General features: G+C 59.6%; 9 protein-coding genes. 5 read left to right on the top strand and 4 right to left on the bottom strand.

Translation table 11 applies throughout. The features are described from left to right. On the bottom strand, positions 1–1,035 hold the full coding sequence (waaF, locus tag FQ185_RS06920; RefSeq protein ID WP_149416862.1) for a lipopolysaccharide heptosyltransferase II: 1,035 nt from the start codon (positions 1,033–1,035) through the stop codon (positions 1–3). Positions 1,036–1,342: 307 nt separating this feature from the next. Further along, the gene (gene glnE, locus FQ185_RS06910) at positions 1,343–4,282 is read right to left on the bottom strand and encodes a bifunctional [glutamate--ammonia ligase]-adenylyl-L-tyrosine phosphorylase/[glutamate--ammonia-ligase] adenylyltransferase (protein ID WP_149416860.1); all 2,940 of its coding nucleotides are present in this window, start codon (positions 4,280–4,282) and stop codon (positions 1,343–1,345) included. Positions 4,283–4,665: 383 nt separating this feature from the next. Between glnE and aceE the strand changes: the two genes are divergently transcribed. The 5 genes from aceE (at position 4,666) to msrA (ending at position 14,668) form a co-directional block, all read left to right on the top strand. After that, complete coding sequence (gene aceE / locus FQ185_RS06905; RefSeq protein ID WP_149416859.1) at positions 4,666–7,311, top strand: pyruvate dehydrogenase (acetyl-transferring), homodimeric type; 2,646 nt, start codon at positions 4,666–4,668, stop codon at positions 7,309–7,311. An 11-nt stretch (positions 7,312–7,322) separates the two neighbouring features. Further along, on the top strand, positions 7,323–9,311 hold the full coding sequence (gene aceF, locus FQ185_RS06900) for a dihydrolipoyllysine-residue acetyltransferase (RefSeq protein ID WP_149416858.1): 1,989 nt from the start codon (positions 7,323–7,325) through the stop codon (positions 9,309–9,311). 282 nt (positions 9,312–9,593) lie between these two features. After that, positions 9,594–10,988: an alkaline phosphatase D family protein gene (locus FQ185_RS06895; protein ID WP_149416857.1), complete on the top strand. Its 1,395-nt coding sequence runs from the start codon at positions 9,594–9,596 to the stop codon at positions 10,986–10,988. 191 nt (positions 10,989–11,179) lie between these two features. After that, positions 11,180–13,873: a GGDEF and EAL domain-containing protein gene (locus FQ185_RS06890; RefSeq protein WP_149416856.1), complete on the top strand. Its 2,694-nt coding sequence runs from the start codon at positions 11,180–11,182 to the stop codon at positions 13,871–13,873. Between the two features lie 147 nt (positions 13,874–14,020). After that, the gene (gene msrA / locus FQ185_RS06885; protein WP_149416855.1) at positions 14,021–14,668 is read left to right on the top strand and encodes a peptide-methionine (S)-S-oxide reductase MsrA; all 648 of its coding nucleotides are present in this window, start codon (positions 14,021–14,023) and stop codon (positions 14,666–14,668) included. 141 nt (positions 14,669–14,809) lie between these two features. Here msrA and FQ185_RS06880 read toward each other — a convergent pair whose 3' ends face one another. Both FQ185_RS06880 and FQ185_RS06875 read right to left on the bottom strand, forming a co-directional pair. After that, complete coding sequence (locus FQ185_RS06880; protein WP_149416854.1) at positions 14,810–15,649, bottom strand: 23S rRNA (adenine(2030)-N(6))-methyltransferase RlmJ; 840 nt, start codon at positions 15,647–15,649, stop codon at positions 14,810–14,812. A 230-nt stretch (positions 15,650–15,879) separates the two neighbouring features. Further along, positions 15,880–16,203 (bottom strand): hypothetical protein, encoded by a 324-nt coding sequence (locus FQ185_RS06875; protein WP_149416853.1) that lies wholly within the window; start codon positions 16,201–16,203, stop codon positions 15,880–15,882. Between the last annotated feature and the right edge of the window lie 124 nt (positions 16,204–16,327).

Below are 16,327 nucleotides of genomic sequence, written 5' to 3'. Positions count from 1 at the left end.
CTATTTGACCTCGACCACAGTGCCTTGCAAACGCTGCAAGGCTTCGTTCACCGCTTGCGGCATGAGCTGGCGCAGGCAGTTGTAATGACCGAAGCGGCAAGTGCGATCGAAGCAGGGGCTGCATTCGATGCCCAGGCGCACGATTTCGACATGCTCGGCCAACGGTGGGGTGAAGCCCGGCGACGTCGAGCCGTAGACCGCCACCAACGGACGATTCAGTGCGGCGGCCACGTGCATCAGGCCGGAGTCGTTGGAGACCACCGAGTCGGCGCAAGACATCAGGTCGATGGCTTCAGCCAGGGAAGTGCCGCCGCTGAGGTTCACCGACTCTTCGCGCAAACCGGGAATCAGCCGCGAACGGATGTCTTCGCCGACGGCATGATCGTTTTTCGAACCGAACAGCCAGACCTGCCAGCCTTCGCGGATCTTTGCTTCGGCGACTTTGGCGTAATGCTCGGACGGCCAGCGCTTGGACTCGCCGAACTCGGCGCCAGGGCACAGCGCCAGAACCGGACGATCGAGGGCCAGGCCGAACTTGGCCAGTGCCGCCTCGCGGGTCACCGGGTCGATTTGCAGGCTCGGCCGTGGATAAGGTTTTGGCAGCTCCAGGCCCGGCTCGTAAGCCAGGGCCATGAAGCGTTCGATCATCAGCGGGTAGCGTTCTTTATCCAGCGTGCGCACGTCATTGAGCAGGCCGTAGCGAAATTCGCCACGCCAGCCGGTGCGTTTCGGGATGCCAGCGAAGAACGGCACCAGCGCCGACTTCAGGGAATTGGGCAACAGGATCGCCTGGTCGTACTGGCCGGCCAGGGATTTACCGATGCGCCGACGCGTCGCCAGCTCCAAAGCACCGTGACCGAGCGGAAAGCTCAAGGCCTGGCGCACTTCGGGCATGCGCTCAAGAATCGGCCGGCTCCACTCAGGGGCCAGTACGTCGATTTCGCATTGCGGGTAGCGCTGTTTCAGACACTGAAAAAGTGTCTGCGCCATCACCATGTCACCGACCCAACTGGGCCCAACGATCAGAATTTTCATGTGGTTTCCAAAAACGAACCGGGGAGGCATACGCCTCCCCGCCTCGAGAATCACTGCGCGAGTAAGGCGGCTGGCGATGGGTCATCACTTTCAACATTATTGTCGACTGTCATTCCGCTATCGCGAGCAGGCTCGCTCCCACATTGGGATTTGGTGTACTTCGATCTGCGAAACACTGCAGATCTACTGTGGGAGCGAGCCTGCTCGCGATAGCGGCCTGACCGTCAGCATAAATGTTGAATGTGACGACCTCATCGCCAGCAGGCTGGCTCCCACATTGGGTATCGGGTGCTTCAAATATCCAGTTTCAGCTTAACCCCAGCTCGCGCCAGATCCGCAATACCTGCCGTCGTTCATCCACAAACTGGTCGCCCGGTATCACCCCGGCGTCCTTCTGCAAGGCCTGCCGGTGGGCGGCGGAGCGGTAGGCTTTATAGGCCTCGCGCAACAGGCTGGCGTCTTCGGCGGGCATCAGCCCTTCCTCCTCCAACCCTTCCAGAATGCGGATATTGTCCGTCCAGCGTAGCAATGACGGGTGCGTTTCGGACCACGCCAAGGCCGCGTATTGCACCATAAATTCAATATCGACGATACCTCCGGCGTCCTGCTTGAGATCGAACGGCGCCGTGGCCTCGAAGGCATTTGCCCCGGTGCCGGCCGCGGTGCTCTTGCTGCCGAGGTTCTCGCGCATCTTGGCGCGCATCTCGCTGACCTCCTGACGCAGGGTCGCGAGATCCCGTGGTTTGCCCAGGACCGCTGCGCGGACTTTCTCGAAAGCCTGCCCAACATCCCGACTGCCCACCAAGACCCGCGCCCGTACCAACGCCTGATGCTCCCAGGTCCAGGCTTCGTTTTCCTGATACCGGGCGAACGCGCCCACCGAACTCACCAGCAACCCTGACGCACCGGAAGGTCGTAGTCGCATGTCGACTTCATACAGCTGACCGGAGTTGGTCTGGGTCGTAATCAGATGAATAATCCGCTGTCCCAGCCGCGTGAAGAATTGCGCGCCGTCGATAGGTTTCGGCCCATCAGTTTCCGCCTGCGGGTCGCCATCGTGGATGAACACCAGGTCCAGGTCCGAACCATGCCCCAGTTCCAGACCGCCGACTTTCCCGTAACCGACAATGATGAAGCCGGGGTCGCAAAAAGTGCCGTCGGTGCGCAGCGGCGTTCCGTATTTGGCCACGGTCTGGCGCCAGGCCAGGGCCAGCACTTGTTCCAGGATCGCTTCGGCGAGCCAGGTCAGGTAATCACTGACTTTCATCAACGGCAGGCTGCCGGCGATTTCCGAGGCGGCGACCCGCAAACGGTGCGCCAGTTTGAAATGCCGCAGGGCCTCCATTTGCTGTTCGAGGTCGTCCTCGGGAATCCGCGTCAAACGCTCGCGTAATTCGGCGGCCAGTTCCGGCGCCAATGGCGGCTTGAACAACCGGCCTTCATTGAGCAATTCGTCGAGCAGCAGCGGGAAGCGGGTGATCTGTTCGGCGATCCATGGGCTCGCGGCGCACAGGGTCAGTAACCGTCGCAGCGCGTCGGGGTTCTCTGTCAGCAACACCAGATACGCGGACCGACGCGCGACGGCCTCAACCAATGGAAGCACCCTCTCCAGCACCAGATCGGGATTAGCGTGTTCCACCGACTGAGCCAGCAAACGCGGAATAAAGGCATCGAGGCGTTCGCGCCCCAAACGTTGCATGGCACGTAACTGCGGGCTGCCGCGCAGGCCCGCCAAGGCTTTCAAAGCCTTGCTGGCATCAGCAAAACCGCCCTCTTCCAACTGGCGACAAGCGGCCTCTTCATCCTGAGCCTCCTCCCAAAGCGGCAGCCATTCACCGCCGACCGCCACTTCACTCTCGGCGCCTTCTTCATCGTCGGGATCGGCGATCACTTGAGCGAAGTGCCAAGCCACGCGGCCACGCCAGTACATCAATTGTTCATGAAAAGCGTCCCAGTCGGCGAAGCCCAACATAAAGGCAATGCGCGCCTGATCCTGCGCGCTGTCCGGCAGCATCTGGGTCTGGCGGTCGGCAATCGCCTGGATCGCGTGTTCGGTGTAACGCAGAAATTCGTAACCTTCGCGCAGTTCGCTGATCACCGCCGGCGGCAGATAGCCCTGACCTTCCAGCGTGCTCAACACTTTTAATAGAGGACGTTGTTGCAGGCTCAGGTCGCGACCACCGTGAATCAACTGGAATGCCTGGGCGATAAATTCCACCTCACGAATGCCACCGGAGCCGAGCTTGATGTTGTCGGCCATGCCCTTGCGCCGGACTTCCTGCTGGATCAGCTGCTTCATGGTGCGCAGCGCTTCGATGGCCGAGAAATCCAGGTAACGCCGGTAAACGAACGGCCGCAGCATCTCTTGCAATTGCGCGCCGGCCACTTGATCGCCCGCCACCACCCGCGACTTGATCATCGCGTAGCGTTCCCAGTCGCGACCCTGATCCTGGTAATACTGCTCCAGCGCGTTGAAGCTCAGCACCAATGCGCCGGCCGAACCGTAGGGCCGCAGGCGCATGTCGACGCGGAACACAAAACCGTCGACGGTCATCGGGTCCAACGCCTTGATCAGGCGCTGGCCGAGACGAATGAAAAATTCCTGGTTATCCAGCGAGCGTTTCACGCCGACGGTCTCACCGCCCTCGGAGTAGGCGAAGATCAGGTCGATGTCCGACGACAGGTTCAGCTCCACCGCGCCGAGCTTGCCCATGCCGAGGATGACCATTTGCTGCGGCTCGCCGCTGCGCCGGCCGGTCGGTACGCCGAACTGCTGGCAATGGCGCGAGTACAACCACTGACAGGCCTGATCGATGCTGGCATCAGCCATGTCCGATAGGTCGCGACAGGTCTGGATCAGATCGCACTGGCGGGTCAGGTCACGCCAGATGATCCGCACTTGATGACGAGTGCGCTGGCGACGCAGGGCGCGACCGAGTTCGTCTTCGGTTTCCGCCAAATTCACCGCTGACGCAATCTGTGCGCACAGCTCGCCGGGCGCAAAGCTGCGATCCAGCTCACCGGACTGCACCAGTTCCAGCAACAACGAAGGGTCGCGTACGCTCTGCTCAATCACAAAGTCGCTGGCGGCAGTGACGCGGGCGAATTGCGCCCAGCGTTCAGGCGTCCAGCCGGCCAGTCCATGGTCATCGTCCAATTCGGCGACGGCCGTACGGAACGACTGCTCGGCGCGGGTGACAAACGGCAGGAGAATGCCGGGCAGTTCGGCAAGCACAGGAAGGCTCATGGTCTATCCTTGATCGGCGTGTAGAGGGCTGCATGTAGTGATTCGCCCGAATGCACTACGTGATCGACTGTCGAACAAAGGTTAGAAATAGCTGAAATTTCTGTATTTTTGGCAGACAGCATCAAGCTTTCACCTTTTCTGGTTGGCAAAAGACCAACCTTAACGATTATTCTCACAACGCAGCTGGAGGCCACAAGCCGCTCATCTGTAGTTTTACTACTCGTCTATACATTCGAAAGGCTGAAATGCCCGATGATTTGTAGTAAAACTACACGCCGCCGGAACAACCTCTCGGCAATCCAAGAATTTATATCGTCTGCCCACAAGGCCAGTCGCAAACTCAGGCAACCGATTCTGGAAGCCTTTCCGCCCTGGAGCAAGCCATGCAAGACCTCGATCCCGTCGAAACCCAGGAATGGCTGGACGCCCTGGAATCGGTTCTCGACAAAGAAGGCGAAGACCGCGCTCACTATCTGATGACCCGTATGGGCGAACTCGCAACCCGCAGCGGTTCGCAATTGCCTTACGCCATCACCACGCCATACCGCAACACCATTCCCGTTACCCACGAAGCACGCATGCCTGGCGACCTGTTCATGGAACGCCGCATTCGCTCGTTGGTTCGCTGGAACGCGATGGCCATGGTGATGCGTACGAACCTGAAAGATTCTGACCTGGGCGGTCACATCTCCAGCTTCGCCTCCAGTGCAACCCTGTATGACATCGGCTTCAACTACTTCTTCCAGGCCCCGACCGACGAACACGGCGGCGACCTCATCTACTTCCAGGGCCACACCTCGCCAGGCGTTTATGCCCGCGCGTTCATGGAAGGCCGCATCACCGAAGACCAGATGAACAACTTCCGCCAGGAAGTCGACGGCCAGGGCTTGTCGTCCTATCCGCACCCTTGGCTGATGCCTGATTTCTGGCAGTTCCCGACTGTATCCATGGGCCTTGGCCCGATCCAGGCGATCTACCAGGCACGCTTCATGAAGTACATGGAAGCGCGTGGCTTCATCCCTGAAGGCAAGCAAAAAGTCTGGTGTTTCCTGGGCGACGGCGAGTGTGACGAGCCGGAATCCCTGGGCGCGATCTCGCTGGCTGGCCGCGAGAAGCTCGATAACCTGATCTTCGTCATCAACTGCAACCTGCAGCGCCTCGACGGCCCGGTTCGCGGCAACGGCAAGATCATCCAGGAACTCGAAGGCGTGTTCCGCGGTGCTCAGTGGAATGTGACCAAAGTCATCTGGGGCCGTTTCTGGGACCCACTGCTGGCCAAGGACGTCGACGGCATCCTGCAACGCCGCATGGACGAAGTCATCGACGGCGAGTACCAGAACTACAAAGCCAAAGACGGCGCGTTCGTGCGTGAACACTTCTTCAACTCGCCAGAACTCAAGGCGATGGTTGAAGACCTGTCCGACGACGAGATCTGGAAACTCAACCGTGGCGGCCACGACCCGTACAAGGTCTACGCGGCGTACCACGAAGCGGTCAACCACAAAGAACAACCGACCGTCATCCTGGCCAAAACCATCAAGGGTTATGGCACCGGTGCCGGCGAAGCGAAGAACACCGCGCACAACACCAAAAAAGTTGATGTTGAAAGCCTGAAGCTGTTCCGCGACCGTTTCGACATTCCAGTGCGCGACGAAGAACTGGAAAAGCTGCCGTTCTTCAAGCCAGAACCGAACAGCGCCGAAGCCCGCTACCTCAGCGAGCGCCGCACGGCCCTGGGCGGCTTCGTGCCACAGCGCCGCGCGAAAAGCATCAGCGTGCCGACGCCGCCACTCGACACCCTCAAGGCGATCCTTGACGGCTCGGGCGACCGTGAAATTTCCACCACCATGGCGTTCGTGCGCATCCTGGCGCAACTGGTCAAGGACAAGGAAATCGGTTCGCGCATCGTTCCGATCATCCCGGACGAAGCCCGTACCTTCGGTATGGAAGGCATGTTCCGTCAGTTGGGCATCTACTCGTCCGTCGGCCAGCTCTACGAGCCAGTCGATAAAGACCAGGTGATGTTCTACAAGGAAGACAAGAAGGGCCAGATCCTCGAAGAAGGCATCAACGAAGCGGGCGCCATGAGCTCCTTCATCGCTGCCGGTACGTCGTACTCCAGCCACAACCAGCCAATGCTGCCGTTCTACATCTTCTACTCGATGTTCGGCTTCCAGCGTATCGGCGACCTGGCCTGGGCCGCTGGCGACAGCCGCACCCGTGGCTTCCTGATCGGCGGCACCGCCGGCCGGACCACGCTGAACGGCGAAGGCCTGCAACACGAAGACGGTCACAGCCACATCCTGGCTGCCACCATCCCGAACTGCCGCACCTTTGATCCAACCTACGGCTACGAGCTGGCGGTGATCATTCAGGACGGCATGAAGAAGATGACCGAAGAGCAGCAGGACGTTTTCTACTACATCACCGTGATGAACGAGTCCTACCAGCAGCCAGCCATGCCGGCCGGTGTTGAAGAAGGCATCATCAAGGGCATGTACCTGCTCGAAGAAGACACCCGCGAAGCGGCGCACCACGTTCAGCTGATGGGCTCCGGCACCATCCTGCGTGAAGTACGTGAAGCGGCGAAGATTCTGCGTGAAGAGTTCAACGTCGGCGCTGATGTCTGGAGCGTTACCAGCTTCAACGAACTGCGTCGCAATGGCCTGGCCGTCGAGCGCAGCAACCGTCTGCACCCTGGCCAGAAGCCTAAACTGAGCTACGTCGAAGAGTGCCTGAACGGCCGTAAAGGTCCGGTCATTGCCTCTACCGACTACATGAAGCTGTTCGCTGAGCAAATTCGTCAGTGGGTCCCGTCCAAGGAATTCAAAGTCTTGGGCACCGACGGTTTCGGTCGCAGCGACAGCCGCAAGAAACTGCGTCATTTCTTCGAAGTCGACCGTCATTTCGTGGTGTTGGCAGCCCTGGAAGCCTTGGCTGACCGTGGTGATATCGAACCTAAGGTGGTGTCTGAAGCCATCGCCAAGTTCGGGATCAACCCGGAAAAACGCAACCCACTGGACTGCTGAGGAGACACTCTGTGAGCGAACTCATTCGCGTACCTGACATCGGCAGCGGTGAAGGTGAAGTAATCGAACTATTTGTGAAGGTCGGCGACCGTGTGGAAGCCGACCAGAGCATCCTGACGCTTGAGTCGGACAAGGCGAGCATGGAAATTCCTGCGCCGAAGGCCGGTATCGTCAAAAGCATCAAAGTGAAGCTGGGCGATCGCCTGAAAGAAGGCGACGAACTGCTGGAGCTGGAAGTTGAAGGTGCCGCTGCTGCTGCCCCGGCCCCGCCGCCTGCGGCTGCGGCTGCCGCTGCGCAGGCGCCAAAGGCTGAAGCGAAACCGGCTGCCGCTCCGGCAGCTGCCGCGCCAGCCGCAGCTCCGGCTGCCGCCAGCGTCCAGCAAGTGCACGTGCCGGACATCGGTTCGTCGGGCAAGGCCCAGATCATCGAGATCCAGGTCAAGGTCGGCGATACCGTCGAGGCTGATCAGTCGCTGATCACCCTGGAATCCGACAAGGCCAGCATGGAAATCCCATCGCCTGCCGCTGGCGTGGTCAAGAGCATCAGCGTCAAGCTCAACGACGAAGTCGGCACTGGCGACCTGATTCTGGATCTGGAAGTGGCGGGTGCTGCGGCACCGGCTGCTGCCGCGCCAGCTCAGGCGGCTGCTCCGGCTGCCGCTGCTCCAGCGCCAGCCGCTGCGGCTCCAGCTGCACCGGTTGCTGACAGCGTTCAGGACATTCACGTCCCGGACATCGGCTCGGCAGGCAAGGCCAAGATCATCGAGGTGCTGGTCAAGGCTGGCGACACCGTTGAAGCCGACCAGTCGCTGATCACCCTCGAATCCGACAAGGCCAGCATGGAAATTCCATCGCCCGCCGCTGGCGTGGTGGAAAGCGTTTCCATCAAGCTCGATGACGAAGTCGGTACCGGCGACCTGATCCTGAAGCTGAAAGTCAAAGGTGCCGCACCTGCTGCTGCCCCGGCGACCGCCGCTGCTGCACCAGCCCCTGCGGCTGCCAAGGCTGAAGCTGCTCCAGTTGCCGCTGCGCCTGCCGCACCTGCTGCTGCACCTGCTGCTGCACCGGCCAAGCCGGGCGCCAAGGTTCACGCAGGCCCGGCTGTACGCCAACTGGCTCGTGAGTTCGGCGTCGAACTGAGCGCGGTCAGCTCAAGCGGCCCGCACGGTCGCATCCTGAAAGAAGACGTGCAGGTTTACGTCAAAGCCATGATGCAGAAGGCCAAGGAAGCACCGGCCGCTGCTGCTGGCGCAACCGGTGGCGCGGGCATCCCGCCGATTCCGGTCGTGGACTTCAGCCGTTTCGGTGAAACCGAAGAAGTGCCGATGACTCGCCTGATGCAAATCGGCGCGTCGAGCCTGCACCGCAGCTGGCTGAACATTCCGCACGTGACTCAGTTCGATTCGGCTGATATCACCGACCTGGAAGCGTTCCGTATCGCTCAGAAAGCCGTTGCAGAGAAGGCTGGCGTCAAGCTGACCATCCTGCCGCTGCTGCTCAAATCCTGCGCGCACCTGCTCAAGGAACTGCCGGACTTCAACAGTTCGCTGGCGCCAAGCGGCAAGGCGATCATCCGCAAGAAGTACGTGAACATCGGCTTCGCGGTCGACACCCCTGAAGGCCTGCTGGTACCGGTCATCAAGAACGTCGATCAAAAGAGCCTGTTGCAACTGGCTGCCGAAGCCGCTGCGCTGGCTGCCAAGGCCCGCGACAAAAAGCTCACGGCAGACGACATGCAAGGCGCCTGTTTCACCATTTCCAGTCTCGGGCACATTGGCGGCACCGGCTTCACGCCGATCGTCAACGCGCCGGAAGTGGCGATCCTCGGTGTTTCCAAGGCAACCATCCAGCCAGTCTGGGACGGCAAAGCCTTCCAGCCGAAACTGATGCTGCCGCTGTCGCTGTCCTACGATCACCGTGTGATCAACGGCGCCGCTGCTGCACGCTTCACCAAGCGCCTGAGCGACCTGCTGGCGGACATCCGCACCATCCTGCTGTAACACCGATTGGCCCTCCTTCATCGGAGGGCCCGTCGCGTTCCACGTTTTCCGAGCGCCACGCTCGTACCTCAACCCCGCCAGTTTGGCGGGGCTTTTTTTGCCCTGAAGAAAGCCAGCCCTACGCCCTTTTCCTACATTCGCGGCTGACGTCGCCCACAACTCCAGTCCACTTCTTCTCGATATTTTTTGCGAACCAATAACTAGGATTAGTTCAACTGTTTATTAATAGAAACTTAATAAACAAATTTTGCTTAGTTAGCGTTATCTCGAATGGATTCGAACATGTTCAAACCTACTGTCGGCCCTATTATTGGCCACACCACAACTAACCACGTGCGTATTTTCTTGCGTGGCGAACTTCAAAACAACGCACTGGTATTTGCGGGCATTCGTTATCGACAGGCAGGCGAAGAGCGCTGGTCCCAGGGTGTATTTGCAAAGTTGACGATACGGCGTGATATGTCCGATGTGATTGCACTGAATAATCTTGCCGCCGATACCGATTACGAATACCAGGCGGGCTGGTTCAGCCCCATGAGCCCGGTGCATACCGTGGAAACAGTTCAGGAACTTCCGCTGCAATGGCCACGGGAGATTTATCGCTTTCACACGCAGTCCGGCAAAGGGACGATTCCACGGGCCTATATCGTCGGCTCATGTCGCTACTTGCGCATGACCGCCGGCATCCCGTCTGCGCCGCATCTGGGCGACCGGATTTTCGCCTCGATCACGAATCTGGCGCAGCAGGCTGAACCGCCCATCAGTTCCATGCTGATGACCGGCGATCAAATCTATGTCGATGACCTGAACGTGATTGCACCCGACCGGGAATATAAGCAAATACTGAGAAAGTACCGAACGGCTTTTTCCCAACCCAATATTGCAAAGTTGATGTCCAGCGTGCCGACTTACATGATCCTCGATGATCATGAAATTGAAGACAACTGGCCCGCCAACGAAAGCAAGTCCGATGTCGCTTTATACAGAAACGCCATCGCCGCATATGAGATATATCAGGCCAGCCATAGCCCGGCCCATGAACTTCTTTCCAACGGGCAAATAAGCAGAAAACTTGGGCAGTATTGGTATCAGTTCGCCGAAGGTGATATCGAATGGTTTGTCACCGATAGTCGAACCCGACGCAATCTGTCGGTGAATGATCGGCGCATCCTCGATGAAGAACAGGAACAGGCCCTGCTCCAATGGCTGATCCACAGCCAGGCCAGGGTCAAATTCGTGGTCACCAGCGTGATGTTCTACCCCGACCGAAAACTTCACGGCGATGACGCCTGGAAGGCCTTTCCCGAGCAACGACTACGCCTTCTGGAAACTATTCGTACGCACGGCATCAAGAACGTCTTCTTCGTTTCCGGCGATGTCCATGGCTCGTTGACCAGCCGACTGACCCACAGCGAGGATCCGGACTTCGAAGTTCACACCATCGTGTCGTCCCCGCTGTGTAACAGCAAACTGCTGCCGTACGCCAAGGCCTCCACCTTCATCCTGGACAAAGCGTTGGCGCAAACAGCTGCGGGCGACTACCGGCATGAGCTGACCAGCAAGGTAATCAGTCAGGACAATTTCGCCCACCTGATCGTCGATTCAGAACAGATTCGCGTCAGCTATCACGACCGGGACGGCAAGTTGCTGCAAACGACAAGCCTCCCTCTGCATTAAGCAAGCGAAGGCCAAATGCATTACTTTCCGCCCCTCGCTGGAGAAATCCTTCCTCCTGCCGACATATTCTTATAGCACTTGGCCTTCATGTCTCTTGTCAGTCGGTGTCGCAATGATGCAACCTTGCCGCAGGCAACAGTAAAGAGGGCGAGAGCCCGGCGCGATCAGCATATTCGAAGCGAGTTCCCTCAATGAAAAGCCAACCCGATGCCGCCAGCCGTATGGCGGCCGAGGTAGTGACGCAGTTGCCTGTGCCTTCGCGGCTCGGCATGCTGCGTTTCGAACGGCTGAATGAAGCGAGCTGGGCGCTGCTGTTTCTCGATCCCAATTGTGAACGACAGTTCGGCATGCCGGCCGTGGAGCTCTGTGCCCTGGTCGGCTCGCCCTACGCCAGCCTGATGGAGCCCGAAGCGCGCTATCAGCTGCATGATGCGGTCCAGCAGCAACTCACCGAAAGCCCGCATTACCTGATTCGCTATACCTTGCACACCGCCGCAGGCGCACTGAACCTGCTGGAACTGGGCGAAGCCTACAAACAACACAATCGTCATCTGCTGCGCGGCTACCTGATGGTCGTGGACGGCATGTTCAATGGTGATCCCCTGCTGCCTTCGCTGGATCTGGAAACCCAGAACTCGCGGCTGCAAATCGCCCTGGAGCTCAATCAGCGTGCCCAACAGGAACAACTGCAGCACCTGGACCGGGTGCGTGCCCAGCAAGACCTGATCCTGCTGCTGACCCGTCAGCGCTACAGCACCAACAACTCCCTGCAAGAAGCCGCCGAGCTAATCACTCGCAGCGCCTGTGACATCTACGAAATCGACAGCGCCAGCCTGTGGAACCTCGAAGGACCACTGTTGGTACCGATCTCGGCCTATCACCGCGCCAGCCAGGAATACCAGCTGCCGGAGCCGATCGACGTCAGTGATTTCCCCGATTACCTCGAAGCCTTGCATACCGGCCGAGCCATCGACGCCCACGACGCCATGCGCGACCCGCGTACCCGGCACATGGCCGAGAGCCTGCGCCCCCGGGACGTCAATGCCATGCTCGATGCCAGTATCCGCGTCGATGGCCAGGTGGTCGGCGTCTTGTGCCTGGAACAGATCGGTGCAACCCGCGCCTGGCAGTCGGATGAAATCGCCTTTGCCGGCGAGCTGGCGGATCAGTTCGCCCAAGTCATCAACAACCACAACCGCCGCACCGCCACCAGCGCCCTGCACCTGTTCCAGCGTGCGGTCGAGCAAAGTGCCAACGCCTTTTTGCTGGTCAATTGCGATGGCGTGGTGGAATACGTCAACCCGAGCTTCACGGCGATCACCCAGTACACCACCGAAGAAGTCCACGGCCAGCGGCTGTCGGAACTGCCGGCCCTGGAGAACCTCAGCGAGCTGCTGTTCGACGCGCCCTCGGCGCTGGCCAAGAGCAACAGCTGGCAGGGTGAGTTCAAAAGCCGCCGTAAAAACCTCGAACCCTACTGGGGCCAGTTGTCGATTTCCAAGGTTTACGGCGACAACCGCGAGCTGACGCATTACATCGGCATCTACGAAGACATCACCCAGACCAAGCTCGCTCAACAGCGCATCGAGCGCCTGGCTTACACCGATAACCTGACCAACCTCGGCAACCGCCCGGCCTTCATCCGCAACCTTGATGAACGTTTCGCCCGAGACAGCGATACCCCGATCAGCTTGTTGCTGGTGGACATCGACAACTTCAAGCGGATCAACGACAGCCTCGGCCACCAGACTGGCGACAAACTGCTGATCAGCCTGGCCCGACGCCTGCGCAACAGCTTGAGCCCGGGCGGCAGCCTGGCGCGTTTCGCCAGTAACGAGTTCGCCGTGCTGCTGGACAACACCGACCCCTCGGTGGGCCAGCAAGTCGCCAATCAGTTACTGGCAACCCTCGATAAGCCGATGTTCGTCGACAACCAGTTGATCAGCGTCACCGGCTCCGTGGGGCTGGCTTGCGCGCCGCTGCACGGCCGCGACCCGCAAACCCTGATGCGCAACGCCGGCCTGGCGCTGCACAAGGCCAAGGCCAACGGCAAGCATCAGGTCCAGGTGTTCACCGAAGCGTTGAATGCCGAGGCCAGTTACAAGCTGTTCGTGGAGAACAACCTGCGTCGCGCCCTGACCCAGAACGAGCTGGATGTGTTCTACCAACCCAAGCTCTGCCTGCGCAGTGGTCGCCTGTTGGGGATGGAAGCCCTGCTGCGCTGGAACCATCCGGAAAAAGGCATGATCCGCCCGGACCAGTTCATCAGCGTCGCCGAAGAAACCGGCCTGATCATTCCGATTGGCAAATGGATCGCCCGCCAGGCCTGCCGCATGAGCAAAGACCTGACCGCCGCTGGACTGGGCAATCTTCAAGTGGCGATCAACCTGTCGCCCAAGCAGTTCTCGGACCCGGACCTGGTGGCGTCCATCGCCAACATCCTCAAGGAAGAAGCGCTGCCGGCGAACCTGCTGGAACTCGAACTCACCGAAGGCTTGCTGCTGGAAGCCACCGAAGACACCCACTTGCAGCTCGATCAGCTCAAGCGCCTGGGCCTGACCCTGGCCATGGATGACTTCGGCACCGGTTACTCGTCGCTCAGCTACCTGAAAAAATTCCCGATCGACATCATCAAGATCGATCGAAGCTTCATCCACGAAATCCCGGACAACCAGGACGACATGGAAATCACTTCCGCAGTGATCGCCATGGCTCACAACCTGAAAATCAAGGTCGTGGCGGAAGGCATCGAGACGGCCGAGCAGTTGGCGTTTCTGCGCCGTCACCGCTGCGACGTCGGCCAGGGTTACCTGTTCGACCGGCCGATCCCGGGCATCGAACTGATCGAAAAGCTCAAGCGCTACCCGCGCGGCCCGATCGCCTGACAGCAAACCGCAAATCCCTGTGGAAGCGAGCTTGCTCGCGATGACGGCGTGTCAGTCAGCACCCACAGGGGTAGTGCTTAACTCGCTGGCATTAGGCACACTTGCGGTCTGTGTATCTACATTCAAACCTGACTGAGAGGACTGATCATGGTCTTGCGCTCGGAAATTCTGGTGAACAAAAACGTGCTCCCGACTAAAGAACAATCTCTGCCTGGCCGTGAAACCCCAATGACCGTGCCGGAAAAACACTTCGTCCACGACGCCCCGCTGCTGGGCCCGTTCGCGATGGACGTGGATTTCGCGATCTTCGGCCTCGGCTGCTTCTGGGGCGCAGAACGCAAGTTCTGGCAGCGCGAAGGCGTGGTCAGTACGGCGGTGGGTTACGCCGGCGGCTTTACACCGAACCCGACGTATGAAGAAGTCTGCTCGGGCCTCACCGGCCACAGCGAAGTGGTACTGGTGGTCTACGAGCCGGCGAAAGTCAGCTACGACGAGCTGCTGAAGATGTTCTGGGAACTGCACAACCCGACCCAGGGCATGCGTCAGGGCAATGACATCGGCACTCAGTACCGCTCGGTGATCTACGCCACCAACCCGACTCAGTTGGCAGCGGCCAAGCACAGCGAGCAAGTGTTCCAGGCTGAGTTGACCAAGGCTGGCAAAGGCACCATCACCACCGAAATCGACGAAGCGCCGACAGTCTACTTCGCCGAGGCTTACCACCAGCAATACCTGGCGAAAAACCCTGAAGGGTATTGCGGGATTGGCGGTACAGGCGTGACTTGCCCGATTTAACTTTCGGGCCCTGAAAAGCATCGCGGGCAAGCCCGCTCCCACAGGATCCATGTCTGACCACACTCTCGTGATCGACATAAATCCCTGTGGGAGCGGGCTTGCCCGCGATGGCGTCCGATCAGACGCCACTCATGCAACTGATTAACTCTCAGCGATCAACCAATCCATCTGCCATCCACCCTGAGTCTGCCCCAACTTCTTGGACAACCACGGCAGCAACTCACGCAATTCCTCCTCCAGCCCCCACGGCGGATTCGCAATCGCCAACCCCGACCCATTCAGGCTGTTCGGCGTATCCAGCGGATGCACCAGCAACTCCACGCGCAACAACTTCGGCGCACCCGAACCCGCCAGGTCCTGATAAAAACGCCGCAACAGGCGCTGGTCCTTCACCGGGTACCAGATCGCCGCCACGGTCTGCCGCATCCGGCCAATCGCCTCTTTCAGCGACGCCGCACAGCGCTGCATCTCATCCAGCTGCTCGAACGGCGGATCAATCAACATTACCGCTCGCTTCTCTTGCACCGGCAACATCGCACGCGGCACATGCCAGCCTTCACCCAGATGCACCTTCACCCGCCGGTCGCCGGCCATGTTGTCCTTCAGCAGCAAGCCGTCCTCGGGGTGCTTCTCATTGAGCATCACCCGATCCTGCGGCCGCGTCAGACGCCGCGCCAACTCCGGCGACCCCGGGTAATAGCGCAACTGACCATCCGGGTTCATGTCGTGCAGCACCTTCATGTAATCAGCGGTCAACGCCGGCAAATCTGGCTGATCCCACAAACGCGCAATACCTTCCAGGTACTCACCGGTACGGCTCGCCTGATCACCCTGCAGGTCATACAGACCAATGCCGGCGTGAGTGTCGAGATAGGCAAACGGCTGCTCCTTGCGCGACATCAAAGCGATGATGCGGGTCAAAGTCAGGTGTTTGAACACATCGGCGTGATTGCCGGCATGGAAGGCGTGACGATAATTCATGGCTGCTCCTGCGAAGGGCGGGAAGTTTACCTTGTACGGAGGCGAACGTCAGGGCCTCACAGCCGAGCGGGCACTCTACACGGTGATCGTTCCCACGCTTCGCGTGGGAATGCCGCAAGGGACGCTCCGCGTTCCAGCCGCACCACCGATGTCGTGCCTGACACCGAAGTGACGCAGAGCGTCACGGGCTGCATTCCCACGCAGAGCGTGGGAACGATCTTTCAGCAGCCCTACTCCAAAGACCGCGCCTTCAACCGCCGCCCAAGAACATCCAGCACATCACACCCATCCCGCAACGGAATGGCACAGAGCAACGCAAAATCACTAAGAATGAAGGACTGACACTCGATCGAACCGCGCATGGACAAGTTCTCCATCACTTGGGTGACGGCGCGAATTCGGTAGCTGGCAGCGTCATACAAAACATCCAGCGGCGCTTGGGTGTCGACGAACAGGGTTGGCATGTCGTCGCAATTGCTGGTGAGCGCCATGAAGCGGCTTTGGGGATGGGGGGTTGGTTTTACGTAGGGTGGATCGGGGTGAAGTGTTTTCATTTTTTGAGACCTCGGTGGATAACTTCAAGCTACCAACGGCCTTTCCTACGGGCTTGGGTGGCAGCCGTGCGCGGGAGTAGGAAACTGAGGAATCCACCAAACTCAGCCACGCCGAAGCGTGTCC

It is taken from the genome of Pseudomonas sp. ANT_H12B (assembly GCF_008369325.1).
GTDB lineage: Bacteria > Pseudomonadota > Gammaproteobacteria > Pseudomonadales > Pseudomonadaceae > Aquipseudomonas.
The sequence above is the reverse complement of the archived record's forward strand: the minus strand, read 5'-3'. Positions and strand labels throughout refer to the sequence as shown.